At 40.9% G+C, this 26,781-nt stretch carries 29 protein-coding genes and 1 pseudogene; 25 read left to right on the top strand and 5 right to left on the bottom strand.

What is annotated here, in order from left to right; genetic code table 11:
• Positions 1–171: 171 nt before the first annotated feature.
• Entirely contained in the window at positions 172–1,155 is a 984-nt protein-coding gene (locus ABE28_RS13580) for a LacI family DNA-binding transcriptional regulator (RefSeq protein ID WP_064462822.1), read from the bottom strand.
• 335 nt (positions 1,156–1,490) lie between these two features.
• Here ABE28_RS13580 and ABE28_RS13575 point away from each other — a divergent pair, with 335 nt between their 5' ends.
• The 5 genes and pseudogenes from ABE28_RS13575 to ABE28_RS13555 all read left to right on the top strand — a co-directional run bounded on the left by ABE28_RS13575 (position 1,491) and on the right by ABE28_RS13555 (position 7,253).
• Positions 1,491–2,789: an ABC transporter substrate-binding protein gene (locus tag ABE28_RS13575; protein ID WP_064462821.1), complete on the top strand. Its 1,299-nt coding sequence runs from the start codon at positions 1,491–1,493 to the stop codon at positions 2,787–2,789.
• Between the two features lie 11 nt (positions 2,790–2,800).
• Complete coding sequence (locus ABE28_RS13570; protein ID WP_083232088.1) at positions 2,801–3,745, top strand: carbohydrate ABC transporter permease; 945 nt, start codon at positions 2,801–2,803, stop codon at positions 3,743–3,745.
• A complete protein-coding gene (locus ABE28_RS13565) occupies positions 3,745–4,593 on the top strand; it encodes a carbohydrate ABC transporter permease (RefSeq protein ID WP_064462820.1) in 849 nt (282 codons plus the stop codon). The genes ABE28_RS13570 and ABE28_RS13565 overlap by 1 nt, the downstream gene beginning before the upstream one ends.
• A 135-nt stretch (positions 4,594–4,728) precedes the next feature.
• Positions 4,729–5,645, top strand: a pseudogene (locus ABE28_RS13560) (oligosaccharide MFS transporter); the annotation flags it as partial.
• A 180-nt stretch (positions 5,646–5,825) separates the two neighbouring features.
• Positions 5,826–7,253, top strand: coding sequence for an aldehyde dehydrogenase family protein (locus ABE28_RS13555; protein WP_064462819.1), 1,428 nt, complete (start codon positions 5,826–5,828; stop codon positions 7,251–7,253).
• Between the two features lie 230 nt (positions 7,254–7,483).
• Here the strand turns inward: ABE28_RS13555 and ABE28_RS13550 are convergent, their stop codons facing one another.
• Together ABE28_RS13550 and ABE28_RS13545 are read right to left on the bottom strand one after the other, a co-directional pair.
• Positions 7,484–7,687, bottom strand: a complete 204-nt coding sequence (locus tag ABE28_RS13550; RefSeq protein ID WP_064462818.1) for an alpha/beta-type small acid-soluble spore protein — start codon at positions 7,685–7,687, stop codon at positions 7,484–7,486.
• A 145-nt stretch (positions 7,688–7,832) separates the two neighbouring features.
• Positions 7,833–8,468: a 2OG-Fe(II) oxygenase gene (locus tag ABE28_RS13545; protein ID WP_064462817.1), complete on the bottom strand. Its 636-nt coding sequence runs from the start codon at positions 8,466–8,468 to the stop codon at positions 7,833–7,835.
• Positions 8,469–8,755: 287 nt separating this feature from the next.
• On the opposite strand from ABE28_RS13545, the gene ABE28_RS13540 reads away from it, so the two are divergent.
• From ABE28_RS13540 to ABE28_RS13525, 6 genes are all read left to right on the top strand, one after another.
• Positions 8,756–8,941, top strand: a complete 186-nt coding sequence (locus tag ABE28_RS13540) for a hypothetical protein (RefSeq protein ID WP_064462816.1) — start codon at positions 8,756–8,758, stop codon at positions 8,939–8,941.
• Positions 8,877–9,248, top strand: coding sequence for an NAD(P)-binding protein (locus ABE28_RS25790; protein ID WP_306807341.1), 372 nt, complete (start codon positions 8,877–8,879; stop codon positions 9,246–9,248). The genes ABE28_RS13540 and ABE28_RS25790 overlap by 65 nt, the downstream gene beginning before the upstream one ends.
• A gap of 18 nt (positions 9,249–9,266) precedes the next feature.
• Positions 9,267–9,389 carry a styrene monooxygenase/indole monooxygenase family protein gene (locus ABE28_RS26110; RefSeq protein WP_373921345.1) on the top strand — a complete coding sequence of 41 codons (123 nt, stop codon included), beginning with the start codon at positions 9,267–9,269 and terminating at the stop codon, positions 9,387–9,389.
• Positions 9,382–9,984, top strand: coding sequence for a styrene monooxygenase/indole monooxygenase family protein (locus ABE28_RS25785; protein WP_257390585.1), 603 nt, complete (start codon positions 9,382–9,384; stop codon positions 9,982–9,984). The genes ABE28_RS26110 and ABE28_RS25785 overlap by 8 nt, the downstream gene beginning before the upstream one ends.
• Before the next feature lie 66 nt (positions 9,985–10,050).
• Positions 10,051–10,554 (top strand): DinB family protein, encoded by a 504-nt coding sequence (locus ABE28_RS13530; protein ID WP_064462815.1) that lies wholly within the window; start codon positions 10,051–10,053, stop codon positions 10,552–10,554.
• 422 nt (positions 10,555–10,976) lie between these two features.
• Complete coding sequence (locus ABE28_RS13525; RefSeq protein ID WP_064462814.1) at positions 10,977–11,612, top strand: hypothetical protein; 636 nt, start codon at positions 10,977–10,979, stop codon at positions 11,610–11,612.
• A gap of 125 nt (positions 11,613–11,737) precedes the next feature.
• On the opposite strand, the gene ABE28_RS13520 is transcribed toward ABE28_RS13525, so the two are convergent.
• A complete protein-coding gene (locus ABE28_RS13520; protein WP_064462813.1) occupies positions 11,738–12,487 on the bottom strand; it encodes a DeoR/GlpR family DNA-binding transcription regulator in 750 nt (249 codons plus the stop codon).
• Between the two features lie 158 nt (positions 12,488–12,645).
• On the opposite strand from ABE28_RS13520, the gene ABE28_RS13515 reads away from it, so the two are divergent.
• From ABE28_RS13515 to ABE28_RS13465, 12 genes are all read left to right on the top strand, one after another.
• Positions 12,646–13,350: a ribulose-phosphate 3-epimerase gene (locus ABE28_RS13515; protein WP_064462812.1), complete on the top strand. Its 705-nt coding sequence runs from the start codon at positions 12,646–12,648 to the stop codon at positions 13,348–13,350.
• A 1-nt stretch (position 13,351) separates the two neighbouring features.
• Positions 13,352–13,924 (top strand): 6-phospho-3-hexuloisomerase, encoded by a 573-nt coding sequence (gene hxlB / locus ABE28_RS13510; protein ID WP_064462811.1) that lies wholly within the window; start codon positions 13,352–13,354, stop codon positions 13,922–13,924.
• 51 nt (positions 13,925–13,975) lie between these two features.
• On the top strand, positions 13,976–15,157 hold the full coding sequence (locus tag ABE28_RS13505) for a mannitol-1-phosphate 5-dehydrogenase (protein ID WP_064462810.1): 1,182 nt from the start codon (positions 13,976–13,978) through the stop codon (positions 15,155–15,157).
• 12 nt (positions 15,158–15,169) lie between these two features.
• Complete coding sequence (locus tag ABE28_RS13500) at positions 15,170–15,607, top strand: PTS sugar transporter subunit IIA (RefSeq protein ID WP_064462809.1); 438 nt, start codon at positions 15,170–15,172, stop codon at positions 15,605–15,607.
• 88 nt (positions 15,608–15,695) lie between these two features.
• Positions 15,696–17,129, top strand: a complete 1,434-nt coding sequence (locus ABE28_RS13495; protein WP_083232087.1) for a PTS mannitol transporter subunit IIBC — start codon at positions 15,696–15,698, stop codon at positions 17,127–17,129.
• Positions 17,130–17,219: 90 nt separating this feature from the next.
• Positions 17,220–17,375, top strand: a complete 156-nt coding sequence (locus ABE28_RS26105; RefSeq protein ID WP_083232254.1) for a beta-galactosidase trimerization domain-containing protein — start codon at positions 17,220–17,222, stop codon at positions 17,373–17,375.
• Positions 17,362–17,541, top strand: a complete 180-nt coding sequence (locus tag ABE28_RS13490) for a hypothetical protein (RefSeq protein ID WP_064462808.1) — start codon at positions 17,362–17,364, stop codon at positions 17,539–17,541. Before ABE28_RS26105 ends, ABE28_RS13490 begins: the two co-directional genes overlap by 14 nt.
• Before the next feature lie 692 nt (positions 17,542–18,233).
• Positions 18,234–20,408 (top strand): DNA topoisomerase III, encoded by a 2,175-nt coding sequence (locus tag ABE28_RS13485; protein WP_064462807.1) that lies wholly within the window; start codon positions 18,234–18,236, stop codon positions 20,406–20,408.
• Positions 20,409–20,510: 102 nt separating this feature from the next.
• Positions 20,511–20,939: a transcriptional regulator MntR gene (gene mntR, locus ABE28_RS13480; RefSeq protein ID WP_064462806.1), complete on the top strand. Its 429-nt coding sequence runs from the start codon at positions 20,511–20,513 to the stop codon at positions 20,937–20,939.
• 292 nt (positions 20,940–21,231) lie between these two features.
• Positions 21,232–22,590, top strand: a complete 1,359-nt coding sequence (locus ABE28_RS13475) for an IS1182 family transposase (protein ID WP_069191711.1) — start codon at positions 21,232–21,234, stop codon at positions 22,588–22,590.
• Positions 22,591–23,019: 429 nt separating this feature from the next.
• Positions 23,020–23,715, top strand: a complete 696-nt coding sequence (locus ABE28_RS13470) for a class I SAM-dependent methyltransferase (RefSeq protein WP_064467430.1) — start codon at positions 23,020–23,022, stop codon at positions 23,713–23,715.
• Positions 23,715–24,410 (top strand): AIM24 family protein, encoded by a 696-nt coding sequence (locus ABE28_RS13465; protein WP_064467429.1) that lies wholly within the window; start codon positions 23,715–23,717, stop codon positions 24,408–24,410. Before ABE28_RS13470 ends, ABE28_RS13465 begins: the two co-directional genes overlap by 1 nt.
• Before the next feature lie 116 nt (positions 24,411–24,526).
• Here the strand turns inward: ABE28_RS13465 and metA are convergent, their stop codons facing one another.
• On the bottom strand, positions 24,527–25,435 hold the full coding sequence (metA, locus tag ABE28_RS13460) for a homoserine O-acetyltransferase MetA (protein ID WP_064467428.1): 909 nt from the start codon (positions 25,433–25,435) through the stop codon (positions 24,527–24,529).
• Positions 25,436–25,602: 167 nt separating this feature from the next.
• On the opposite strand from metA, the gene ABE28_RS13455 reads away from it, so the two are divergent.
• Entirely contained in the window at positions 25,603–26,136 is a 534-nt protein-coding gene (locus tag ABE28_RS13455; RefSeq protein ID WP_064467427.1) for a hypothetical protein, read from the top strand.
• A gap of 92 nt (positions 26,137–26,228) precedes the next feature.
• A complete protein-coding gene (locus ABE28_RS13450) occupies positions 26,229–26,705 on the top strand; it encodes a glutathione peroxidase (RefSeq protein ID WP_064467426.1) in 477 nt (158 codons plus the stop codon).
• Positions 26,706–26,781: the final 76 nt, after the last annotated feature.

Below are 26,781 nucleotides of genomic sequence, written 5' to 3'. Positions count from 1 at the left end.
TTGTCGCCTGAAATTAAATCAACCAGGCCCATAGAAAATTCGGATACAGACGTGACGGAGTTTTAATTATATGTTGTATCCATCAAACATTCTTGCCTTTTTCATCTATAAGCAAAAAGCCTATATCCATTCCGGATACAGGCTTTTTGCTTATGTAGGCTGTCATGGATTTTACGTGCTTCCTCCTTCAATGAGAGTGACGGGGAGGCATGTTTCCAGCGGCAGATCGTTGAACTCGCCTTCAATTTCTTTCAATAAAATGTCGATGGCCGTCTTTGCGATTAAATCAATTGGCTGTTGGATCGTGGTCAATTCCGGTAATAAAATCTGACCGGTTTCCGTGCCATCATACCCGACGACTTTCAATTGCGAAGGGATGACTTTATTGCGTTTTTTAGCTTCAGCCATTACGGAAGCCGCGATTAAATCATCGCTTGCAAAGATCCCATCCACCTCGGGCTGCTCATCAAAAAGCTTACAAATCAGCTCCCGATGGATCTGCTGGTCAAATGTATTGGAAACTTCATATGTGATGGGCGTTCTTCCATTTTCCATCATGATATCCTCATAAGCTTTTCTTCTTAAGTTTGCAGGCGTTTCCAGCTCAATAGGGCCATTAATATGAATAATATGTCGGCAGCCCTTTTTCAATAATAGTTCGGTAGCTTGTTTTCCGCCGTCATAATTATCAGAGCCAACGACCGGAATCTTTTCTGAAAGGTAATGATCAACCGCGACGACAGGGAAATTTTCACGATGATAATTCATGATTCCTCTGTTATAGGTGACAACGATTACCCCGTCGACCTGATTTCGTAAAAGCATTTCAAGATATTTTTCCTCTTTGTCCATTCTGTTTACACTGTTGCACAGCAACACCTTAAAACCGAAAGAAGCGCAAATGCTCTCAATGTGGAAGGCTAGTTCACCGAAAAAGGGGTTACTCGTTTTGGGGACGATCAGTCCAATGATATGGGTTCGCTTATTAAAAAGGGAACGAGCCAAATCGTTTGGAATATAATTGATTTCCTTCATCGCTTTGTATACATTGTCTTTCGTTTTTTGACTGATGTAACCGCGATTATTCAAGACACGTGAAACCGTTGTCCTTGAAACGCCTGCAGCTTCTGCTACATCATCAATGCTGGGCTTCATTTTCATTCCTCCCGCTTGTCATTGTAAAGTACACGTCCATTCATATTGTACAGACATCTTTCTTAAATAGTAACTGTATAAGCTTTTTTTCGTTTCGATATCGACCTGTCCCTTGTTTTTGCGAAGAAGCATGTAATGGTTTAACAGGAAGCTAGTTTGGCTGGATATTTTTAATAGTTTCCAACATCATTCTTTTTTGAAGTTTACCATAAAATTTTAATTTTTCAAAAAAAACATGACAACCGATTGACATGTGGTACCGGTTGACATAAAATTCTAGTTGAAAGCGCTTTTACTCATGAATCTTAAAAATGAATAAGGGGGAATGAAAGGCCATGAAAAAATTACTTTTTGTCGGGATATCTCTATTATTGCTAGTTGTAGCGGTTGGTTGCAGCAAAAGTGAAAGCGTGGATGGCGATGGGCAAAAGAATATCACAATGTGGGTCCACGTTTCGGATGAAAATGAAGAAGGAAAGGTTTACCAAAAACGTGTTGAAGTATTTAACAAGGAGTATGCCTCCGATCATGTCGAAGCCAAAATCGAGTTCATTCCGCGCAGCGGAAATGGCGGGGGCTATGAGGATAAAGTGAATGCAGCGCTGACGACCAGTACCTTGCCTGATGTCATCACTTTGGACGGGCCCAATACAGCCGCATATGCCAAATCTGGTGTCATTTCGCCTTTGGACGAATATGTGAAAGATCAGGATGATTTGCTTCCAAGTATTAAGCAGCAGGGAACGTATCAGGACAAGCTTTATGCAATCGGTGTGAGTGAATCCTCAGTAGGCATTTATTACAATAAAAAAATGCTTCAAGAGGCTGGAGTCGATTTGAAAACGCTGCCAACCGTCGATTCCCCTTGGACATGGACCCAATTCCTTGAGCTTTGTAAAACGCTAACAGATAAATATAAAAAACCATCGATCGATATGCAATTACAAGCGAAAGATGAAATGCTGACATATGCACTGACGCCTTTTGTATGGTCAGCTGGAGGTGATCTTATTTCGAAGGATGGAAAAAAAGCCGACGGTGTCTTCAATCAAGCTGCTACCGTTGAAGCTATGGATTTCATCCAGACGATGCTAAAGAAAGGCTATACGACACGGACTCCGGTCAAACAAGCATTTGAAACGGAAAAATACCCCATGAAATTTAGTGGTGTATGGACAGTGACGGATTTGAAAACAAACTTCCCGGAAGTGGAGTATGGTGTCATGCCATATCCAGTCTCACCAAATACGAAGAAATTGGTTTCTCCTTCAGGAAGCTGGCAATTTGCCATGACGCAAACCTCGGAAAATAAAGAATGGTCCGCAAAATTGGTCGATTGGATGACGAACAAAGAATCCAATATAGAGCTTAGCCGTTCGATTGCCGCACTGCCAGTTCGCTTTTCTTCCGAAGAAGTTATGTCGAAAGAATTTTCCGAGCAAATGAATGTATTCATGAAGCAATTAAAGGAAACAGGACACGCACGCCCCGTGACACCAGCTTATCCGCAAGTGACGCGTGCCTTCCAGCAAGCGGTCGATGATATCAGCTTCTATGATCAAAATCACGATATTCAGAAAGTTCTGGATGCGCGAGCGAAAGAAATGCAAACAGCTGTTGATAAGGCCAATTAGAGGGAGGATATATGAGTAGAATGGGATGGAAAACGAATGGTTTGGCCTACACGGTAATGAAATCGGAGAGAGGGTTGAGGGGTGGTATCCACTGGAAGGATAATATGATCGCATATGCGTTTTTGGGGCCCGCTTTATTGGTTTTGTCGATGTTCCTGGTCATACCGGCAATCATGGCAGTCTATTATGCTTTTACCGATTATTATTTACTGACACCCGATATGCGTAAATTTGTGGGACTGGATAACTTTTTCAATTTATTTAAAGACCCTATCTTTCTGAAAAGCTTGTTAAACACACTGAAATTCGTAGTTTGTGTCATTCCATTACAGGTAGGGGCAGCGCTTGGGATGGCCCTCCTATTAAATAAACAACGAAGGGCCAATACGTTTTTTAAAGTGGCCTACTTCAGTCCCGTCGTCATGTCACTTGTGGTCATCTCCGTTCTTTGGCTATATTTGCTGAATCCGAATGAGGGAATCATCAACAACGCACTAAGAAACATCGGTATTTCGGCTCAACCATTTCTAACGAGTCCGAAGCAGGCAATATTTACGATTGTTGTGGTTTCGGCTTGGCAAGGGGCAGGTTTTCAGATGTTGATCTTTTTGGCTGGGTTGCAGAATATTCCGGTGGATGTATATGAAGCGGCACAAATGGATGGGATGAACAAATGGCACAGATTCATATACATCACCTTACCTTTATTGAAGCCGACTTCCGTGTTCATCTTCATCACAACGTTGATTGGGGCATTTAAACTGTTGGTCCAACCAATGGTCATGACACAAGGGGGACCGATGAATTCCACCATGACGGTTGTCTATTACATTTATCAAACGGGATTTACGGATCGGATGGTCGGTTATGCCAGTTCGATGGCGCTTTTGTTTGGTACCATCATTGGAATAGTTACCGTTGCGCAACGAAAACTGGTCAAGGAGGACGATGATTGATGCAGAAGAAATTCAGGCCCTTAACCATTCTTGAATACGTTTGCTTGGTTATGTTAGCGATACTATTCATTTTCCCGCTATTTTGGATGGTAGCATCCTCGATGAAGCCTGAGGCGGAAGTTTACAATAATATGAATACATTCAAGGCTTTCCTGCCATCCTTTCATATCTCGGAATGGTTTGTATCATATGGTCAAGTTCTATCACGCTTTCATTTAATCGGTTATATCGGCAATAGTTTGTTTTATGGCGGGTGTGTGGCCATCGGCTCCATCATTATCAATGGGATGGCGGGGTATGCATTCGCTAAACTCAAATTCAGCGGGAAAAAATGGTTGTTCGGGATATTGTTGGCGCTTTTGATCGTACCATTCGAAACGATCTTAATCTCCCAATTTACCATTATTCACAAACTCGGCTTAGTGGACACGCGTCTCGCGGTTATTTTGCCCGCATTGGCAGGAGCATTCAATATTTATTTGTTCAGAAACTTCTTCATGGCGATTCCGGAATCAGTTATCGAATCGGCAAAACTGGATGGTGCCGACAATTGGCAGATTTTCTGGAGAATCATGCTGCCGATGTCAAAGCCGGCTGTCGCCACAGTTGGAACATTGGCGTTCATCGGAAGCTGGAATGATTATATCTGGCCGCTTATGGTCTTGACGGATAAGTCGAAATTCCCTATCCAGGTGGCGATAACTGCCATCAATAGTACCGATCCAGTTTACATCAATCAGGTCATGGCTGTATTGACGATATCCACGATTCCTCTGATTCTTATTTATATCGTGGCACAACGATACATCTTGGAAGGCCTCGGAGGCTCGGGAACTGGCATTAAGTAGGTTTGCATGTGCCGGAATTACCTGTGCACATATTAGCATTCAGTGAGAATGAAGCAACTTTATCAATAGCGATGCAGGCGGTGGCTGTTTCTTCCCGATATAAGGTTGGAATTTTCAAGTATAAGGGGCTATCATATGGCAATTACAAGGAATGATTCAAAAAGGCTTTATTGGAAATTAAGTGCCTATTTTTTCTTTTTCACATGGTCTTTCAGTTAGGCGTTATTTTCCATTTGGTTGGGACAAGCAATACATTTGGACGGGTCAGCCACAGGGATCATCTTCTCCCTGAATGCTATCTCCGCTTTATGCATGCAGCCTATACCTATATATGGTTATATTTCGGATAGGATAGGTTTAAAGAAGAATATCTTGTTCTTCATCAGTATGTTGCTCATCTTTGTAGGACCGTTTTTTATTTTTGTGTACGGACCACTCTTGCGATACCATCTCATTTTAGGTGCAGTGGTCGGGGGCATTTATTAAGGCGTATCGTTTTTGGCTGGAATTGGTGTCATTGAATCGTACATTGAAAAAGTCAGTCGGAAATATGGATTTGAATATGGCAAATCGAGAATGTGGGGTTCATTGGGATGGGAGACAGCCACCTTTTTTGCAGGTCAGCAATTCAACGTGAACCCGAATATCAATTTTTGGGTGGCATCGGCATCAGCGATCATATTGGTTGCCATCATCATGTCTGTAAAGATAGAAGTGACAGATTACGAGATGGTCAAAGCTGATTCCATAACCTTGAAGGATGTTGGCGGCCTTTTCTTACTGAAGGATTTTGGTTTTTGATGCTGTACGTAATGGGAGTGACCTGCGTCTATGCCGTGTATGATCAACAATTTCCCCTATATTACGTATCTTTATTCCCGTCAGTTGCCATGGGGAACGAGGTATTCGGTTATCAGAATTCGTTCCAAGTATTCTTTTAGGCAGGCATGCTATTCGTAGCCCCATTCATCGTGAATAAAATCGGGGCAAAGAATAGCTTGATTTTAGCTGGAACTTTGACATCTATTTTTCTACCTCGTTCGGGAAAAGCCGAACGGGGTTTTTGCGTGAGCGTCGACGGGGCTTAAGTAAGGCGGTAGTTAATCGTGTCAAAAAGAAGGGTTCTTGAAGGTTGATTCAAAATTTCAAATTTTGTTTAAGGGTTTACTGAAAATAATTTAGGGAAAATAATCTATATAAATAAATCCATACAAGATAAAGGAGCTGGAAAGATGCGTAATTATACACAACAGTATATCAATGGAGAATGGGTTGATTCTACAGGGTCGGAAACGATTGATGTTATCAATCCAGCTACGGAAGAAGTCATCGGAAAGATCATTTCGGGTACCAAGGAGGATGTCGACCGCGCAGTTGAAGCGGCTCGTGCAGCATTTCCTTCATTCTCTAGAATGCAAATAGAAGAGCGGATCAAGTTATTGGAGAATATCGCCAAGGAATATGAAAATCGGAAGGATGACCTTGTCAAAGTCATGACAGAAGAATTAGGTTCTCCTATTACACGAAGTGAACAAGTTCAGTATGAGATGGGCTTGCAGCATTTTAAGGAAGCGGCCGAGAAGCTGAAAACCTTCGAATTCACGGAACAGCGCGGAGACACCTTCATCCAAAAAGAGGCGATTGGTGTAGCCGGACTCATTACACCATGGAATTTCCCTGCCAACCAAGTTTGCACGAAGTTGGCGAGTGCATTTGCTGCAGGAAGCACAGTCGTATTGAAGCCTGCTGCCATGACGCCGCTTACAGCAATCATTCTCGCGGAAATCTTCGAAAAGGCTGGAATGCCAAAAGGTGTATTTAATCTAGTGAATGGCTCTGGTTCCACCATTGGGGAAGCGATCAGCTCCCACCCTGATATAGATTTTGTTTCATTTACTGGATCTGGGAGCGTCGGTTCAAAAATCATGGAAAACGCCGCTCAGGATATAAAGAAAGTGTCACTCGAACTTGGCGGCAAATCCCCATTAGTGATTTTACAAGACGCCAATGTAAAAGAAGCCGCGCGAACCGCTGTTTTGAATGTGGCGATGAATACTGGACAAGTTTGTACGGCTGCAACGAGGACCATCATTCCTAAATCGATGCAGGATGAGTTTATTGAAGCGATAAAAGAGGTGCTTCCGGAATTCCCTGTAGGAGATCCGCAGGACGAGGCCACCTTCATGGGTCCGCAAGTATCGGAGGGACAGTGGAAAACGGTCCAATCCTACATTGAAAAGGGAATGGACGAAGGGGCGGTACTTGTCGCTGGAGGCACAGGAAAACCAGAAGGCCTTGAAAAAGGTTATTTCACGAAGATTACGGTTTTCTCTGATGTGAAAAGCGATATGACGATAGCCAAAGAAGAAATATTCGGTCCCGTCATGTCCATTCTTACGTATGAAACCATTGACGAAGCGATTGAGATCGCCAATGATACGATTTATGGTTTAGCTGGGTATGTGTTCGGCCAGGACCCAGAGCAATTGAGAAAAGTGGCTACGAATATTCGGGCTGGTCAGATAACCGTCAACAATGCAAAAATAGACTATTCAGCACCGTTTGGCGGGTTCAAGCAGTCAGGAATCGGACGTGAATGGGGCGATTACGGAATTGAAGAATTCCTGGAGCCAAAAGCCATTCTGGGGATGCCGTCTTGATATTGCTTTCGTAAACGTAACCTCGACAAACTAGCATATGAAATGAAAATCAAGCTGCGGCCTTTTTCCGATACTGATCGGGGAAAGGCCGTTTGAATTTTTTTTGCTGAAAAGGTTTGATATGGAGGAGATGATGGAGATACCCTAAAAGGAGATCGAGTTTAAAGAGGAATGAACAAAATGAAAAGGGATAGCATAATCACTATCCCCAGCAGTACATATGATTTCGTTTAACGAGTTCGTCCACCTAATTGTTGTTCAGCCATTTGCACTAAACGTTTCGTGATTTCTCCGCCAACAGAACCATTTGCGCGTGCTGTTGTATCAGCACCAAGGTTTACGCCAAATTCATTTGCGATCTCGTATTTCATTTGTTCTAGAGCTTGTTCTGCACCACTAACTACCAATTGATTGCTGTTGTTATTCTTAGCCATGTCTTCAGCTCCTAATAATTTAATGTGTTGCTAGTCATAGGTTTCGATATTGTAAAGGGTAATATACATGATAGGAAAAATATTTTTTGAAGGCGAAAGCTACCATAAAACCGTACCGCCTTTAACAGGGAAATCCACTAAAACGTTACCTTTTTTGTCTTCGCATCCATTGGGTTGCAACCCATTTTTCATCGGCTATAACGGGTGCACCGCCGTGCAGGGTTCGCTTATTCATTTCATGGTCATTATAGAAATATTCGAAGTACACGGCCATTCCTTTATGTGGGGATATGGATAAATTCAGCTTAGGGAAAAAAGTTTCCCCTCCATGCTCCACATCATTTAAATACATGACAAGTGTACTGATTCGATTATTCTTTGTCTCTTTACTAGTGAAAAAATCAAAATGAGCTTTATATTCTTGGCCGGGAGTATATTTAAGAATTTGAATGCCATCACCATGTTCACTGGGGATATTCATGATGGTTGATATTCTTTTTTCGATTCTGGTAATGGTTTCATTTTCATTTTCCTGAAAAAACATGCTGCTGCTTGTTCTCATCTCATTAATTTCGCGTGTATCGCCAATTTTGGAACGATGTAATTTGTCTTTTGACAATCCGATCAGTTCGTCACATTCCTCATTACTCAAAACGTTTCCTAAAATTAGGATTAGTGGTTCTTCCATTCTAGCAATTATATTAATCACTCTATCTTCGGTTTTGATTTTATTTCCAATGTGGTTAAAGATGGTTTGTTCTTTACTGATATCAATTGTCAATTTCCATCGACTCCTCAAAAGGTCTAATTTACTGAATAATATTTTTTTTCAGTAATTTTTCATTTTCTAATTATAGCATAATTCACTTCTCATATACCTTTTTGCCTATTCAAAAAGAAGGGCCCGTTATACTGGGCGACAGGAAAAATTCACATAAGCGATAGAGATGTTTCAAAGAATTTGGACGTCCCATTGCTGAATTCAATACTTTTTCAGCCTGCCATGTTGTCACTAAAGAACCATTTACATGAAAAACAGCCTCCAATAAAATAAATAGAAGGCTGGAAATGTTAGCCAGCATAAGCTGTAAACCTGTTCAGATTATCATCCAAAGGCAGCAAACATGGAAGCTCCTGAATGATGAAAAAAATTTGTTCCCGATAAGGAAATGGTCTGTAGAAAAAGAATATTGGCATCATTGGCAGCGGTATAGCCGGGCTGCACCTGGCATATGCCCTAAGGAACGAATTTGATATCACTGTCATCGAACGTCATACATCAGAGCAAATCAGGAAAGGACGCATCATGTCCACCCAGGTCCACTTCGGATCGACAAGGTCACGTGAGGAACGTTTTAACATGCCAAAATGGGAAGAACAATCTCTGATTGAAAGCATCCATATTACGATTGGAAATCAAAAACTATTTGCAGGTATGTTGCAGGAGCCGGCATCATCTGTTGATCAGCGTTTGTTTTACGCCCATTCAATGAAAGTTCTTGCCGAAAAAGGCGTTTCCTTCCGAAGGGAAAAGGAGGATAACGAAAGTGCGAAAGCGTAACTTGAAAAATTTGATTTAATCATTGATTGTACCGGGAAAAATGGACCTCTTTTTCCGTTTCCGCTGGAAACGGAGCTGTCTCCCTTTCCAGCCCCGCAGCGAAAGTGCATTGTTGGCTATTTTGCAGGTATATATGTTTGAAATCCCCTCAATGACTGAACAGGGACCTGTTACGATTTTATTCATCATGGCCATTCCAAAATCTGATCTGGACGTATTTAAAGGGATGAAAAACGGAGAGGAATTCACTTGTAAAATGAGTGATGCAGTGCAACGTTTCTTTCCTCATGTTTATAAGCGCATGGATATGGAAAAATTTAAGTTATGTGATGAAAACGGCTATCCAGCGATAACATCTGTTATAAGGAAGCCGTATCTCATGGTTCATGATAAGCTCGTGGTAGGCTGCGGGGACAGCGTATTTCTAAATGATCCGATTACTGGTCAAGGCTGTAATCTCTCTTCTTTTTGTGCGGAACAATTGTATGAAACCCTTATTGAATGGAAGCATTCCAAGTGGGACGGCGAAATGGGAGAATCTTATTGGAAGCGGACGAAACAATACGTAAAAGAAATAACGGAATGGACAAATGCGATGACAGGACCATTGCCTGAGCATGTTGTTCAATTACTGATGCAGGGTGCACAGGATCAGGATAAAGCGAACGAAATTGCTCAATGGTTCGCCGATCCGACAACGGCATTTGAAGCGTTTTTTTCAAGAATGAACGTTTAATATGAAATATTGTAATGTATGTTTTCGATGTTGAGCAATCCAGTTTCATTATAAGGAGGTAAAGGTATGTATCGTTCAATTTCCGATTTTATTAAAGAATGGAATAAAGAAGCCAATTTAACTCAAAATGTTTTGGATAGCTTGACAGATGATGCCTTAACACAACAAGTGTATGCCGAAGGGCGCACTTTAGGAAGAATTGCGTGGCATGTAACAACCAATATCCCTGATTATTTAACTCACTTCGGATTCAAGGTGGATAGGGTAGAGGACGAAGAAAGCGTCCCGGCATCAGCCCGGAAAATTGCGGCGACCTTTAAGGACATTAGCTCCCAGGCAGCCCAAATCATCGAACAGCAATGGACAGACGAATCACTCGAACAAACGCGGACTGCCTTTGGAAGACAAGAATCGAATGCTGAGATTTTAATGGGGTTAATCAAGCATATCGTTCATCATCGCGGGCAAATGACGGTTTTAATGCGCCAAGCAGGAATTAAGCCTCCTGGTGTCTATGGACCGCCAAAAGAAGATTGGATTCATCTAGGCGTGAAAAATCCACCACTTTAATGAAAAATCAAGTTTTTTTCTTACTGGTTAACCAATGACCTTCAACAATCTGGAGTTATGATGCAGGAATTAGTTAAAGAAAAAGCACCATCAAGGTGCTTTTTCTTTAACTGAAGTGTCAAGGTTATGACGATCGTTATCGTTCACTGAAGCGAATTTTCTTTTTTATGATGATAAATATAAGAACCGGCTATTAAAATGTAACCGATGAGGAAAAACAGCGAACCACTTACTGGATCGCCGACAGCGATACTTGCATAAACGGCCCCGACAAATCGAATGTGAAGCCTCGGATAATTTTCGGTGTTAAAACCCTAATTTCTCCATTTGGTGGAAGATGATGAATTTGGAAATCCGTTCCCCCGTAATTGTAATGCAGTATGTTATTCAAGCGTCAGTTGAAACTTTTGGGAGGCTAGCATATGGTCATTTTTATTATACGGGTAGCAGCGATATTATTATTGTTAATAGGATTAATGGTATTCATCGCTAAAAAAGTAACAAAAAAATGGACCATTAAACGAAAACGATGGTGGGTGATTGCCCATATCCTTTTTGTTATTGTGTATTTCTGCGGCATTGCCGGTCAACTTGTGGTTCTGTTTTCAATGGCTTCCTTTTCAGATAAAGAGTCTATTCTTGCAGGACTGAAATTCATCAGTTATTTTGACGACTATTTAACGATCCCAGGCGCAATGGGCGCCTTCGTTACAGGAATTTGGATCGCATTACGAACGAATTGGGGAGGACTTACGACATATCATTGGGTCATCACCAAGTGGGTCGGTAACATCTTCGCCATCTTATTAGGATCAACCATTACTGGCAATGTAGTACATAACCTATTCCCGAAAATCATTTCGAGTGATGTGCAGCCCTTCCAAAACCCCCTTTACTTTCAGAGCCGGCAAATCCTATTTTTAGGTATGGGAATCAGCGTAACGATCCTAACTTTTTTAGTCGTGATTTCTTATTTAAAACCGTGGGGGAAAAGAAAGAAATTTGATCGTAAAGGAAGAAAAAAGGACAAGCTGCCTTCTAATAGCAATTCAATCTGAATAGACCGACTGATGGAAGATAGAAAAACCTGCCTGGTTTCCGGACCAGTCAGGTTTTTTTGCCTTTATCTCAAAACAAAGGAAGGATATTTTTTTAAAGGTAAGGCGAAGGTAGGCATATTTTATCAATCAATCACATGTATACCTTGTTTGTTATAAAGTCTTTTGATATCTTCATTGACATTTTCCGTTATTAAATAAGTTAAATCACTTGTCGGGCAAATGATTTGATAAGAAATTGTAGCTAATTTATCAGAAGTGACCATTCCAAGTATGTTATTGGAAATTTCAGCCATTTTTCTTTTGACCAATGCCTCCTCGAGACTTGGGACACTAATGCCTAATTGGGGATCGATTTTATAAATGCCCATTATATATAAATCGGCTCTCATTGTGCGCAGTGCTTCAACCGTGTCGATTCCCAAGTTAACTAATGATTGCTTGAATAGGGTTCCGCCAATCATAATTACATCAATATTTTGATGATTTATAAGTGCCATAGCAATGGGCGGACTATTAGTTATGACCTTGGCGCTAAATGTTAATGGCAGTTGATTTACCAATTGTAAGTTCGTTGTACCCCCATCTATTAGTAGAACCATTCCTTCTTTAATGAAATCCAGCGCTTTTCGTGCTAAATTGCCCTTTATTTCATTAGATATATTCTGTCTTGTTGAAAAATCCACAACAGGAGGCCCTTTTCTCAAGGCACCGCTATGGACTCTATTTATATGTCCTTGAGTATCCAGCTCCTTTAAATCTCTTCGGATGGTATCCTCTGAAACAGATAAGCGCTTACTTAAATCACTTGCAATCACTTTATGCTCGTCATCTAATATCTGTAATATTTTTTGTTGCCGTTCTTCTTTTAGCATTGTGTAATTACCCCTTCATTTATTTCTTTCATTTTAACATACGTTTAAGCAAACAGGCAAAAAACATTACAAATATGCACAAACAAGCTTTACTAAAGCGTGTTAACGCTTTATAATATGAAAAAAGGCGCAAAAACGCAGAAATAGGAGACATAAACATGCAAAAAGATAATATTACAATCGCTCCTTCCATTATGTGTGCAGACTTATGCAATTTAGAAGAAAGTGTAAGGGAGATTGAAAGAGAAGGATTGGAAACATTGCACATAGATATCATTGACGGATCGTACAGTCCAAGTATGCCATTGGGGATAGAAACCGTTAAACAATTAAGAAAGATAACGGATATGAATTTTGATGTACATATCATGTCCACTAATAATGAGTATTTTATTCAAGAGATGCTAAACATAGGTGTTCAACAAATTTCTTTCCATGAAGAAACGAGCACACATATTGATCGTTTTATTCAATTAATAAAAAAACATGACACGAAAGTGGGATTGGCTCTTAATCCAGCAACTCCATTAACTGTTTTGGACTATGTATTGCCACAGTGTGATACGGTTTTATTGATGTTAATCAATCCGGGATTCGCAACAGATAAGAATGAAAAACAAGTAAGTTATGCAGTGAAAAAAGTGGAAGATCTGTATCGCTTGATAAAAGAAAAAGGATTGGAAACAAGCATTGAAGTCGATGGCAGAGTTTCTTTGGAGACAATCCCAAGCTTGGTAAGAGCTGGAGCGGATACGTTAGTCGCTGGAAGTACGAGTTTGTTCCTTCCTAACGAAAGTCTAGCAGAAAATAAAAGAGTAATGGAAGCTGCCATTTTAGAAGGTTTATATAAGGAGGTAAATTAAAATGAGCCAATACTGTGATCGTGCAAAGGATATTGCGAAGGAAATTACGAATGAACTGACCACGACTTTATGCAACATTGATGGTGAAGATATAAATACGTTGCTATCGGAAATCCAAAGGGCTGATAAAATCTTCTTTGTAGGGGTTGGTAGAGTTTTATTATCTTTAAAAGCAATTGCTAAAAGGTTGGCCCATCTCGGTTTCAACACCTATATTGTTGGACAGATCACTGAGCCGGCCATTACGGAAAAAGATTTATTAATAGTAGGTTCAGGGAGCGGTGAGTCGGCTTTCCCGCTGATCATTGCCAAAAAGGCAAAACAATATAAGGCCAAAGTAGCTCATATCGGTGCAAATGCGAATAGTTCAATGGGAGAATTTTCGGACTGTTTCGTTAAAATACCTGTAAGCACTAAATTACAATTGCCAGGTGAAATACCATCTGTACAGCCAATGACAAGTCTTTTTGAACAAAGCTTATTATTATTGGGCGACACATTAGCATTAATGATGATTCGGGAACAGAAGCTTGATATGCCTAGTCTATGGAAATACCATGCAAATTTGGAATGATGTTTTTTATATTAATAAACCGTTCATTGTGATAGTTGAAGGGGGAGGAATATGAAAGCATTGCATTTTGGCGCCGGGAATATCGGAAAGGGTTTTATCGGTTATTTGTTAAACAAAACAGGTTACGATGTTTGCTTTGCTGATATCAATCAACAAATGGTTGATCGTCTAAACAAAAATGAAAGTTACATAGTGGAACTTTTGGATGATAGTCATACAGTAGAAGTAATCTCGCCTGTGACAGCTTTGAATGTCATTACACAAGAAGCAAGGGTGATTGATGCAATCGTAGAGGCGGATTTAATTACAACATCTGTAGGAGTGAATAATTTATCTAGAATCGCTAATATCGTTTCTAAAGGTCTGTTGAAGAGAGTGAAGGAAAACAAAAAAAGGCTCGACATCATGGCAAATGAGAACGCCATCCATGCTACTTCAACCTTGAAACAAGAAATAGAACGGCATGTAACAAGTGGTGAAATGAAAGAAATCAGTTTTTTCATTGGGTTCCCCAATTCAGCCATTGATCGATTAGCTTTATCAAGAAGCGGTGGGGAAGGGGAGATAGCGCTTGTAGAACCTATGTACGAGTGGATCATCAATAAATCCGAAATGATTAATTTGGACTTACCTTTAATAAAAAACGCAAGCTATGTTGATGATTTGGAACCTTATATCGAACGTAAGCTTTATATTGTCAACATGGGACATGCAGCAACGGCTTATATTGGATTTCTAACGGGACATACCACCATTCAAAGCGCACTGGCGAATCCCGGCATTGAACGTTTCGTGAGGAATACATTAAATGAAGCATCACAATATATTATTCGAAAATTCAGTATTGAAAATGAAGACATGAGCTCTTTCATTGAAAAGACCATGAAGCGCTTTAAAAATGAAAATATCAGCGATGATATTTTTCGGGTGGGAAGATCTCCTATACGGAAAATAGGCTATGAGGAACGATTGACCAAACCGACCAGGGAAAGTTTTGATGCAGGTCTTTCAATAGAATATTTAACCATGGCGGTTGCTGCTGCCTTTCTATTTGATAATCCACATGATGAAGAATCAGTCATTTTACAGAAATATATCAGTGAAAAAGGCATAGATCAAGCAATTTTGCACTTTACACAGATTAAAAATAAAGAATTGCGGAATAAAATGAAAGAAAAATATGATGTATTTAAAAATAGTAGTAGTGAAACGCTTGCACAACTAATTAAGTAGAGGAGAATTAATATGCTAAGTAAATATTTGAAAAATAATATCCGTTTTTTAGATGAAGTGTCTTCATGGGAGAATTCCATAAAAGTAGCCGCTGATCCGTTATTAACAAAAGGCAATATTACAACTGAATATATTCAAGATATGATCGATAATGTCAAGATGAATGGCCCGTATATTGTAATTGTTCCAGGGATTGCCATGCCTCATGCGAAAAATGAAGGAGGAGTAATCGAAACCGGTATATCGTTATTGAAATTGAAAAGACCTGTACTTTTTCCGGAAGATAAAGAGGTAAGCCTTCTGATTGTTTTAGCCGCTGAAGATAGCGTAGGACATTTAGATTTGATTTCAGATTTGTCTTCCATCTTAATTGACGAAGAGGTTATGAGTAAATTTAAAAGTTCGGATAATGAAGAGGAAATAATAGAGCTGATGGAAATGGTCGAATAGCATCTCGTGCATTGGGCATTTTGAAGTAACACCTCTCAAGTTACGAATGTGAAATGGGTTTAAAAACACTGAGAAAGGGTGATATGATATGGCGAATGTAGTGAATGTAACCCAAGTCAATACCCCATCAACTCGTGCTCGTGTTCAGGCCTTTGGTGGCTTTTTAACCAATATGGTTTTACCTAATATAGGAGCTTTTATAGCTTGGGGTATACTCACCGCGTTGTTTATACCGTCTGGTTGGATTCCAAACGAAGAACTTGAGGGAATTGTTGGTCCAGCCATTACTTACTTGCTGCCATTGCTTTTAGCCATCACCGGGGGAAGGATGGTTGCTGGTCAAAGAGGAGCTGTAATGGGTGCCATTGGAGCCATCGGGTTAATAGTTGGATCAGATATCCCCATGTTCTTAGGAGCAATGATCATTGGCCCACTAGGGGGGTGGGTTATCCAAAAGTTCGATAAATCCATCGAAAATAAAGTTCCTGCAGGATTTGAAATGATCGTTAATAACTTTTCAATTGGTATTTTAGGCTTCTTATTAATGATTTTGTCCTTTTTCTTCATAGGACCAGTTATCGAATCGGCTAACAACCTTGTAACATCGGCAATTAAAGCTTTAGTTTCGACGGGTATGTTACCGTTGCTTTCAATTATCAATGAGCCTGCCAAGGTTTTGTTCTTGAATAACGTAATTGACCAAGGCATTTATTATCCTTTAGGCATGCAGGAGACGCTTGAAGCGGGAAAATCAATTTATTTTACCGTAGCATCGAACCCAGGACCGGGGCTGGGTTTATTATTGGCATTTAGCTTTTTTGGACAAAAGGCCGCTAAAAGAACGGCTCCAGGTGCAATTATCATTCACTTCTTTGGCGGCATTCATGAATTGTACTTTCCATATGTTTTAATGAAACCACTTACATTAATAGGAATGATTGCTGGAGGGATGTCCGGAATCACTGTTTTCAAAATTTTTGATGCAGGCCTTGTAGCCGGACCAAGCCCTGGTTCCATTTTCTCGTATTTAGCGTTAACGCCTAAAGGGAATTTTGTGGGCATCATTTTAGGGGTACTTGTTGCTGCAGTAGTATCTTTCATCGTTACATCCATCATTTTAAAGCTTGATAAGAAAACTGAAGATGACGAAGTATTTGCCAGTTCAATAGAAAAATCAAAATCCATGAAATCGGAAGGAAAAGAAATCTTAAGTAAAACCAATGAAATGCCAACTATGAATAACGTAAGTAAAATATCATTTGCTTGTGATGCAGGGGCTGGCAGCAGCGCGCTCGGTGCTACTACATTTAGAAAAAGACTGCAAAAGGAAAATATATCCGGAATTGATGTGAAGCATTATAGAATAGAAGATGTCCCCCAAGATTCCGATATAATCGTGGTTCATAAAGACCTATTAGAAAGAGCGAGATTAACGCATATAGACAAAAATATCATTACTATAGAAAATTATATCAATGATCCGAATCTTGTGCAGATCATCAATGAATTAAAAGGAAGCTAATTTGAATAAGAGGTTCCATTTCTATGAGCAAGCGTGTATCTTCTAGTGATGAAGTTCGCCTTATGAAAAAGGCAAGTATGATGGAGAGATATAATCTGCCCAACGACGGCAAATGCACTTTATTCCTACAGCGACCGTTTCTATATAAACTATGCAGCACTAACTGTCAACAAGTATGGAAATGGACTAGCGTACTACGTCGGAACCGGTGCAAATGCAGGTGTGCTGTCCTTTGACTGCCTTTAACGCATTCATTGAGAGCGAACCTGGCTTAGAAGTGGTCGTTCGTAACGGACATATGATCGTCATGAACCATAACCACGAGGAAGCAGTCTTTGAAGAAAATGTGCTGCAGCCGTTTGAAATGAAAATTTTGAATCAGGAAAAAAAGACGCTAAAAGGGACTGTATGACAAGTGAAGGCGAGATATTCACCGTATGCAAAAAGACCTGCTCCCAAGTTCTGATTAAAAAGCTAGACTCTTTATTTAATTACGCTTCTCCAAATAAGGATGGAGTTCGGTATCACACCGGACCTATCCTTTTAATTTTGCCTTGATTCGTTTGTGGCTATAGTTTCCTGCTCTCAAATTCTTGCAGTATAAAGTTTGAGAATAAGAGGAAGTATCGTTTCTCACCAAAAAGGTGAAACTCTAACACCGCTCTAATTTGTGCGTAAAGCTGTGAAGTCTCATTTCAGGGAATGGGGGGCATTCTAACCAGTTTGTTTGAAGTTGCGGTTTAAAACATGGCCTGGAGTACGGAATTCAAGGTTACAGGGCAGATAGCCATACTACCTTTTTGTTGTTTGTCCTCTTTCTATGCTTGAACTAAGGCATTCAACCTTTTAAATAGGCAATTTCCCATCCGTAAATGTTCTATTTCTGCTTGTATTGCCTCCAGGAGCTCAATGTCCCTTTCTTGCATTCAAGCTGCTTCTGCCACTGACACACCGTAGAAAAGGATGGAAAAATAAAAAAAGCAACTGTCAGTTCAAACTTCTTCAGAACAGTTTTCTAAAAATGAAGTCATCTCTACCCGATTGAAATAATTAAGGTATAATAATAGGGAAAGATATTATGTTACGGATTAGGTGAAGATGAACATGAAGCTAATCATAGCGGAGAAACCGGATCAAGGTTCAACGTTAGCAGCTCAATTTAAATCAAGGAAGCAACAGGGATATATAGAGATAATGCCAAATGAACTTTTCCCCGATGGAGCTTATGTGACATGGGCTGTCGGGCATCTATGTCAACTCGTGTCTCCGGAAACGTATCACGCGAATTGGAAGAAATGGTCGCTGGATACGTTACCGATGATTCCAGAGAGGTTTCAATATGAAGTGACCCGGCAAAAGGCAAAGCAGTTCAATGTCGTGAAGACGTTGCTAAGGAAGCAGGATGTCGATGAAATCATCCATGCCGGCGATGCCGGGCGTGAAGGAGAATTGATTGTACGCAACATCGTTAATCTATGCAGCATCCATAAACCGATGAAGCGTTTATGGATTTCCTCTTTGACCCCGAAAGCCATTTATGAAGGTTTCCAAAACCTGATCAGCGAAGAAAAAACGAGGCCGCTCTATCATGAAGCATACACAAGGGCATGCGCAGACTGGGTTGTGGGCATGAATGCATCAAGGGCCTATAGCATTTTATTGAAACAAAAGGGTGTATCGGATGTTTTTTCAGCTGGAAGGGTTCAAACTCCCACCCTCGCGTTGATCGTTAAGCGGGAAATGGAGATTGAGCGGTTCAAGTCTGAACCGTTCTGGGAAGTGTTCGCTGATTTCAAGATGGATGGTAAGAAATATCAGGGCAAATGGCAGCAGAACGATGATTCAAGAATAAAAACAAAAGAGCTTGCTGAAAAGATTGCCGCATTTTGCAAGGACAAGGAAGCGGAAATAGCTGAAATGGATACAGAAAGAAAAGAATATCAGCCTCCTTTGCTGTTCAATCTATCGTCATTGCAGGCAACCGTGAATAAGATTTATAAATATTCACCAAAGCAGACGCTCGATATCGTTCAAAGCTTATATCAAAAAGGAATCGTCTCTTATCCACGTTCCGACTCGAACTATGTGACAGAGGGGGAAGCGGCGACATTTCCTGATATCCTGCAAAAGCTTAGTGGCTTTTCGGAATATGAAGCTCTTTTCCCTTTACCGCAGCCGAGCATCATGAATAATAAGCGGTATGTAAATGAAAAGAAAGTGACGGATCACTATGCGATAATTCCAACGGAGCAGGTTACTGACCCAAAGCGTCTTTCGGCTGAAGAACGCAATATATATGACTTGGTGGTACGCAGGCTGATTGCCGCTCATTACGAGAAGGCGATCTTCGATTATACGACCATTAAGACCCTTGTCGATAGGCGTGCCGAATTTATTTCAAAGGGTAAGCAGCAAATCCAAGAAGGATGGCGTAAAGTGATTTTCCAAAATGATAAAGAAGACGATGATGTCCTATTGCCGTCGGTTTCAAAAGGAGATTCCGGAAAGGTCGCCAAACTGAAGGTGAAGGAAGGAAAAACACAGCCGCCAAAGCGTTATACGGAGGGCCAGTTGATCACCTTGATGAAAACGGCAGGAAAACACCTCGATAATGAAGAGCTGGAAAAAGTGCTGATGAAAACGGAAGGCCTTGGCACCGAAGCTACACGAGCTGGGATCATTACCATGCTTAAAGACCGTAAATACATTGATGTAAAAAAAAACCAGGTATTTGCAACCGATAAAGGAAAGGTGCTGATATCGGCAATTGGGGAGAAAATCCTCGCCTCGCCAGAGATGACGGCCAAATGGGAGCAGCGATTAAGGGAAATTGGCGAAGGAAGGGCTTCTGCCGGAGCCTTTATGGAAGCTGTTAAAAAGATGTCAGCAAAAATCATCAGCGATGCTGTCGAGTCTTCGGAAAGCTGGGATTTCCAAGGGCTGGATACGGAATCCATTCAAAGAAGCGGTTCTAAAAAGAGGAGTTCCGCATCCGTGGGCAGTTGTAAGCTATGCGGTTCAAAAATTGTCGATAAAGGGGAATTCTATGGGTGTGTGAGTTATCAAAAAACGAAGTGTAACTTTACGATATCCAAAAAAATCCTCAATAAGAAAATTAGCCAAGCCAATATTAAAAAGCTGCTGGCGAGCGGTGAAACGGACTTGATAAGCGGGTTTAAGAAAGGTGAAAAAACCTTTGATGCGATTTTATCTTGGTCCGACTCGGAAAAGAAAATCAATTTTACATTCCCGGCAGGACAAGCCGTCAATCAAAATTGAGCAGAAACTGCATTTATTGGTGCCCTGAGACAATAACGGCTTGTTTCGGGGACGTTTATATAGTAATATTTTTAGATATGCTTTTGAATGGGAGGACTCCGAATGCCTACACCAAGCATGGAGGATTACATAGAACAAATATATTTACTTATTGAAGAAAAAGGGTATGCAAGGGTTTCAGATATTGCTGAAAATCTTTCGGTCCATCCATCTTCCGTGACAAAAATGGTTCAAAAACTCGATCATGAAAAATATTTGATATATGAAAAGTATCGCGGTCTCGTTTTAACGGCAAACGGAAAAAAAGTCGGGAAAAGGCTTGTATATCGCCATGAACTTTTAGAACAGATGCTAAGATTGATTGGGGTCAAGGAAGAAAATATATATCATGATGTTGAGGGAATCGAACACCATCTCAGTTGGAATGCCATCGATAGGATTGGGGACCTTGTGGAATTTTTTGAGGAAGCGCCTGAACGTGTCGAGGATTTACGCAAGATACAAAAAAGAAATGAAGAAAATCAAAAATAAGCTGCCGCTGGCAGCTTTCAGACTGTAGACAAACTCGATGAAAATCGAGTTTGTCTATTTTTATGAGTTGCACAATGTGGCCGTTGATTTCCTCTCCAGGCACTCGCTTTCCGCGGGCGGTCCGGGAGTCTCCTCGGCTTTACAGCCTGTGGGGTCTCCCGTGACTCGCACTTCCCGCAGGAGTCTCGTACCTTCCGTTCCAATCAACTTTGTTTGTCCCTTTAGATAGAACCCTTTTACCGAAAAGGATTCTTGTTTTAAAATAGAAGGATCAAAACGTGAGGTGATGAGGATGCTTTCTACACATGATTCTATTCAGCGAGATCAACTTGAAATGATTACGTTAGATCAATTGGTGCCACCGAACCATTTGGTTCGTAAAATGGAGGCTGCCATTGACTTCACTTTCATTTATGACTTGGTGAAAGAGATGTATTCTGAGATAGGACGCCCTAGTATTGATCCCGTTGTTTTAGTCAAGCTGGCATTCATTCAATATACCTTCGGTATTCGTTCCATGCGTAAAACGATTGAAGAGGTCGAAACCAATATGGCTTACCGTTGGTTCTTAGGCTATGGTTTCCATGATAAAGTCCCTCACTTCTCTACCTTCGGCAAAAATTATGAGCGGCGCTTTAAAGATACAGACCTGTTTGAACAGATTTTCTATTACATCTTAATGACAGCTGCCAATAAAAAGTTAATACGTGCTGAACATGTTTTCGTGGATTCCACCCATGTGAAAGCCAGTGCGAATAAGAAGAAATTTGAAAAGAAAATCGTTCGCAAAGAAACACGTGCGTATCAAAAACGACTTCAAGATGAAATCAATCAAGACCGTGAAAACCATGGAAAGAAGCCTTTTCCACCGGATAAATTTGATAAGAACGAAACGAAAGAAATAAAAGAAAGTACAACGGATTCCGAGAGTGGCTACTATGTGAAAGATGAACGAACAAAACAGTTTGCCTATTCATTCCACGCAGCTGCAGACCGCAACGGGTTCGTATTAGGAACGATTGTANCGCCTGGAAATACNCATGATAGTCAAGTTTTAGAGCCACTTGTTGATCAAGTGATTGAGAATATTGGAAAACCGGAAGCCGTTGCGGCAGATGCCGCTTATAAAACACCGGCCATTACAAGCTACCTATTTAACAAAGAAATCACGCCAGCTTTACCCTATACACGACCACGGACAAAAGAAGGATTCTTCCGCAAACATGAGTATGTTTACGATGAACATTTTGACTGTTACCTTTGCCCATCGGGCGAGGTTTTAACGTACTCAACAACAAATAAAGAGGGATATCGCGAGTATAAATCTCCCAAACATAAGTGTAAGAGATGCTCATTTTTATCACAGTGTACGGAAAGCAAAGACCATCAAAAAGTGGTGACACGCCATATCTGGCAAGAAAATATGGAAGAAGCAGATCATCTGCGTCATCATCAAGATGTAAAACTTATCTATGCGAAACTCAAGGAAACGATTGAGCGTGTATTCGCAGATGCAAAAGAAAAGCATGGAATGCGTTGGACTACTTTAAGGGGACTTAAAAAATTGTCGATGCAAGCGATGCTTACTTTCGCTGCCATGAATGTAAAGAAGATGGCCAATTGGGCATGGGAAATCCCAAAAATGGTTTAACATAGGAGGCTCGTAGAGCCCGAATCTCTTCACTCTAGGCACAATTCAAAGAGAATCTCAAAAAGGGGTTCGGAATTTATAATTCCGAACCCCTTTTGTCTACAAACTGTAAGCTGCCGCTGGCAGCTTTTTTTTACTTTTACATTTCATCATCTATTAAAAAAATCCGGAAATTACGTTGGTTGTTTTTTTGTTTAAACCACTTCCCGTTTTCCGAATGAAATAATCCCTTTATGGGATTGTACATTTTCTTAATATCTTATTTTTCCATTCATGACAATGTGTCTAAAAAAAAGGTTTTAATTGATGAAGAGCAGAATAGTTATAATCAGGTTCTTGTATTTTGTGAGCAGTGATGGGTGCATCTTTGTTATTCGGGTGTTTATTTCTGCGAATTATTTAAAGGTGTGGTTAGAAGGGAGCTTGTCTATGAATATACATACTTGGCATAAGGAATCGGAAAAGGAATGGGACATCTTTGCACCTATGTGGGTCAAGAGTTCCCATGATATGTGGGAAACGGGCAGCAGGAAAACTATTATCCCGTTCTTTGCCGAATATGTTCCTGAGGGATCGAAGGTGGCTGATATTGGCTGTGGAGACGGTGTCGGCTCTTTAAAGCTGGCCAAAGCTGGATTTGAAGTGACGGGTGTCGATTTATCGAAGGTGATGATTGACTTTGCGGAAGGAAAAGCCGCTCATCAGCCTGGGCTATCCTTTATTCAAGGAGATTTTAACGCGCTCCCATTCATGGATGAGGAAATGGATGCAGCAATGGTCATTAATTCATTGGAATATACGGGAGACCCTTTATTGGTGATGAAAGAAATCCTACGGGTCATCAAGCCTGGCGGTTATGCTTGTTTTGCGATACTCGGACCGACAGCGGAGCCGCGAAAAAAGTTCAGCTTTCCACGGTTGTTAGGGGACAAAGTGATTATGAATACGATGCAGCCCTGGGAATTTGAAAAAATGGCAATGAATTCGGGATGGGAAATGGTCGCGGATATCGGCGTTGCGAAAAGAGGAGTGGATTACAAAAAGCTGGGCCATTTCTCAAAGGAATTAAAGCAAGCGGTATCGTTCATGTGGTTATTCCTCCTTCAGAAAGAGGTGGTCGATTGATGGAGAAGTATCAAATTTATCAATTCGTTGAAAAGACGAAGCAGCAGGATAAAGGGCAGGGCTTATTTGAACTGGAAACGGAACGAATACTGGAAATCAACCTCGAAGAGCAAATCTGGGCAAAAATGGGGACGATGGTTTCTTATCGGGGGCAGATTAAATTTGAACGGGAAGGAATCCTGGAGCATGGTTTAGGTAAGCTCTTTAAAAAAGCGTTGACTGGCGAGGGTGCATCCTTAATGAAAGCGACCGGAAGCGGTAAGTTATATGTCGCGGATCAGGGGAAGAAAATTTCAATTTTACAGTTGAATGGCGAATCCATTTGTGTCAACGGAAATGATTTACTCGCCTTCGAGCCGGGCATTCAATGGGATATAAAAATGATGCGGCGCATTGCCGGTTTACTGGCGGGCGGATTATTCAACGTCAGGCTCGAGGGGAAAGGGATGGTTGCGTTCACTTCCCATTATGAGCCGCTTACGTTAATTGTGGAGCCCGGTAATCCCGTTTATACGGACCCGAATGCCACAGTTGCCTGGTCTGGGGATCTTCAGCCAGAATTCGTGACAGATGTTTCGTTAAAGTCTTTTTTCGGACGGGGAAGCGGCGAATCCGTCCAAATGAAATTCGAGGGGCGGGGTTTCGTGGTCGTCCAACCTTATGAAGAGGTTTATTTCGGCAATAAAGAGTCATGAAACAAAAAACCTGGGTCAATAACTCAGGTTTTTTTGTTTCCCAAGAGATATATGAAAGGGGCTGCCTAAAGAAAAAACTACTTAGTAAAAGCATAACCATCCTTTCCCTTTCCCTTTCAATCCCATTCATAAGGGGTAGACTGGTAAACATAATAGTTGAGCCAATTCGAAAACATCAGGCTGCAATGGCTCTTCCAGCGGTGAAGCGGGACGTTGGAGGGGTCATCATCAGGATAATAATTTTCAGGAAGCTGCGTATCGATTCCCCGTTCCCTATCACGCTTATATTCCTCACCGAGAGTTTCGGCATCATACTCGAAATGGCCGGTCACCATGATTCTTTTGCCATCGCTTGAAGCGGCGATCAATACCCCTGCTTGATCGGACTGGGCCAAAACCTTCAGATCAGGAATGCGGATAAGCTTTTGATAGTCTATATCCGTATAACGTGAATGAGGCGCCATGAAATAATCATCGAATCCGCGGACCAGATTTTCTTTCGGTTCCAGTACTTCATGCCTGTAAATGCCAAAGCATTTCGCCGGAAGCTCGTATTTGCCTATCCCATAATGATGGTACAGGGCAGCTTGAGCCCCCCAGCAGATATGTAGGGTGGATGTAACATTTTTTGTCGACCATTCCATGATGCTTTGCAGCTCTTCCCAATAATTCACGTCAGAGAATTCCAGCTTCTCGACAGGTGCACCTGTAATGATCATGCCGTCAAATCGCTTTGTCCGGATATCATCGAAGGATTTATAGAATTGATCCAAATGAAATTTGCTTGTGTTTTTTGATTCATGTGTGCTCAATCGCAGGAATGAAATATTAACTTGAATCGGAGTATTGCCAAGAAAGCGCAGTAACTGAGCCTCTGTTTTTTCTTTCTCTGGCATCAGGTTCAAGATCAGTATATTCAATGGACGGATTTCTTGCTTGGTCGCTCTATCCTCATCCATGACGAATATATTTTCCTGTTCTAAAATCTCCTTAGCCGGCAATTGTTCCGGAATTCTAATTGGCATGATTATCCTCCTTCATCAAAATCATAATATTTTAATTATATAGAAAATTATTGAATAGAAAAGCTATTTTAATAATTTGTTGTAAATCCAAGAAGGAAATGGCCGTTAATGGTAAAATGGGGTGATGATGATCTAGATAAACGTAAGAAGTCGGAGGTGTATGGAGATTGTTTGATCCTACAGCATTTGATAATATGAAAGTGGTATTGGAAGGAGCGGTTTATGACCGTGATTTCGTTGGCGATATAACCGTCATAAGCCGTGATGACATCGTGAATCTCTCCACCATGTCCAGAACCTATAAGATCGGGTTGGAATTGAAGCAATACGTTGCGCCCATTTCCATTAGCGGTGCGATCGAGATACATGCAGGAATCGAGAACCTCAGTGCAGAGTTACTTGAGGGCCATATTAATGAGACTCATACCGGATGCACGGTCGATATTTTCATATCCATTCCGACAAAGCTTGATGAAGTGATGGCCCAAGAGCTTTTGAACAATTTGGAAAGAATATGGGGAGATCAAAGGATCATCACCTTAAAGACCAGTGAAACGGTCCGTAAAAAGGAGAAACCCAATTATTCTTCCGTTTACAAGGTTTCTTTTGGAAGACTCGTGAAAGAGGAACAAATGGAGGACTTGGAAGATATGGTCGAATATTTGATTCAATCCATACAAGCAGTCAAGCTTCAAGGATAATGGTTAATGGTAAAAGAAGAATAGTAAAGTTGGTAAATGCACCTCTATATACGGTAAAATGACAGCAATATACTAATAGGGGGAGATCATACATGTCCATTTACGAATATGAAGTCAATAAAATCAATGGCGATACCATTTCGCTCGAGGAATACAGAGGCAAAGTGATGATTATTGTGAACACCGCCAGTAAATGCGGTTTTTCGCCACAATATGATGATTTGCAAAGCCTGTATGTACAATATGAAGAACAAGGACTGGCCGTTCTTGGTTTTCCATGCAATCAGTTCTTGAACCAGGAGCCAGGAGATGATCTGGAAATCGATTCATATTGTAAACTGAATCATGGCGTAACCTTCCCAATGTTTGCAAAGGTCAATGTCAATGGAAAGGAAGCTCATCCATTGTTCAGCTATTTGGCTGAAAATGCTCCAGGATTGATGGGGTCGAAATCGATCAAGTGGAATTTCACGAAGTTCTTGATCGACCGTGAAGGAAATATCATCAATCGATACGCACCCAAAACAAAACCAATGGAGTTTGAAAGTGACATAAAAAAATTATTATGATATATCAACTCGAGTTCATCAGAAGGAGCATGTTCTGTTGGGCTCTTTTTGTGCTCCCGCTAACGTTTTCAAAATG

The sequence above is a fragment of the Peribacillus muralis genome (genome assembly GCF_001645685.2).
Lineage (GTDB): Bacteria > Bacillota > Bacilli > Bacillales > DSM-1321 > Peribacillus > Peribacillus muralis_A.
Note: the sequence above shows the minus strand (reverse complement) of the source record. Positions and strands in the feature narration are given on the sequence as shown.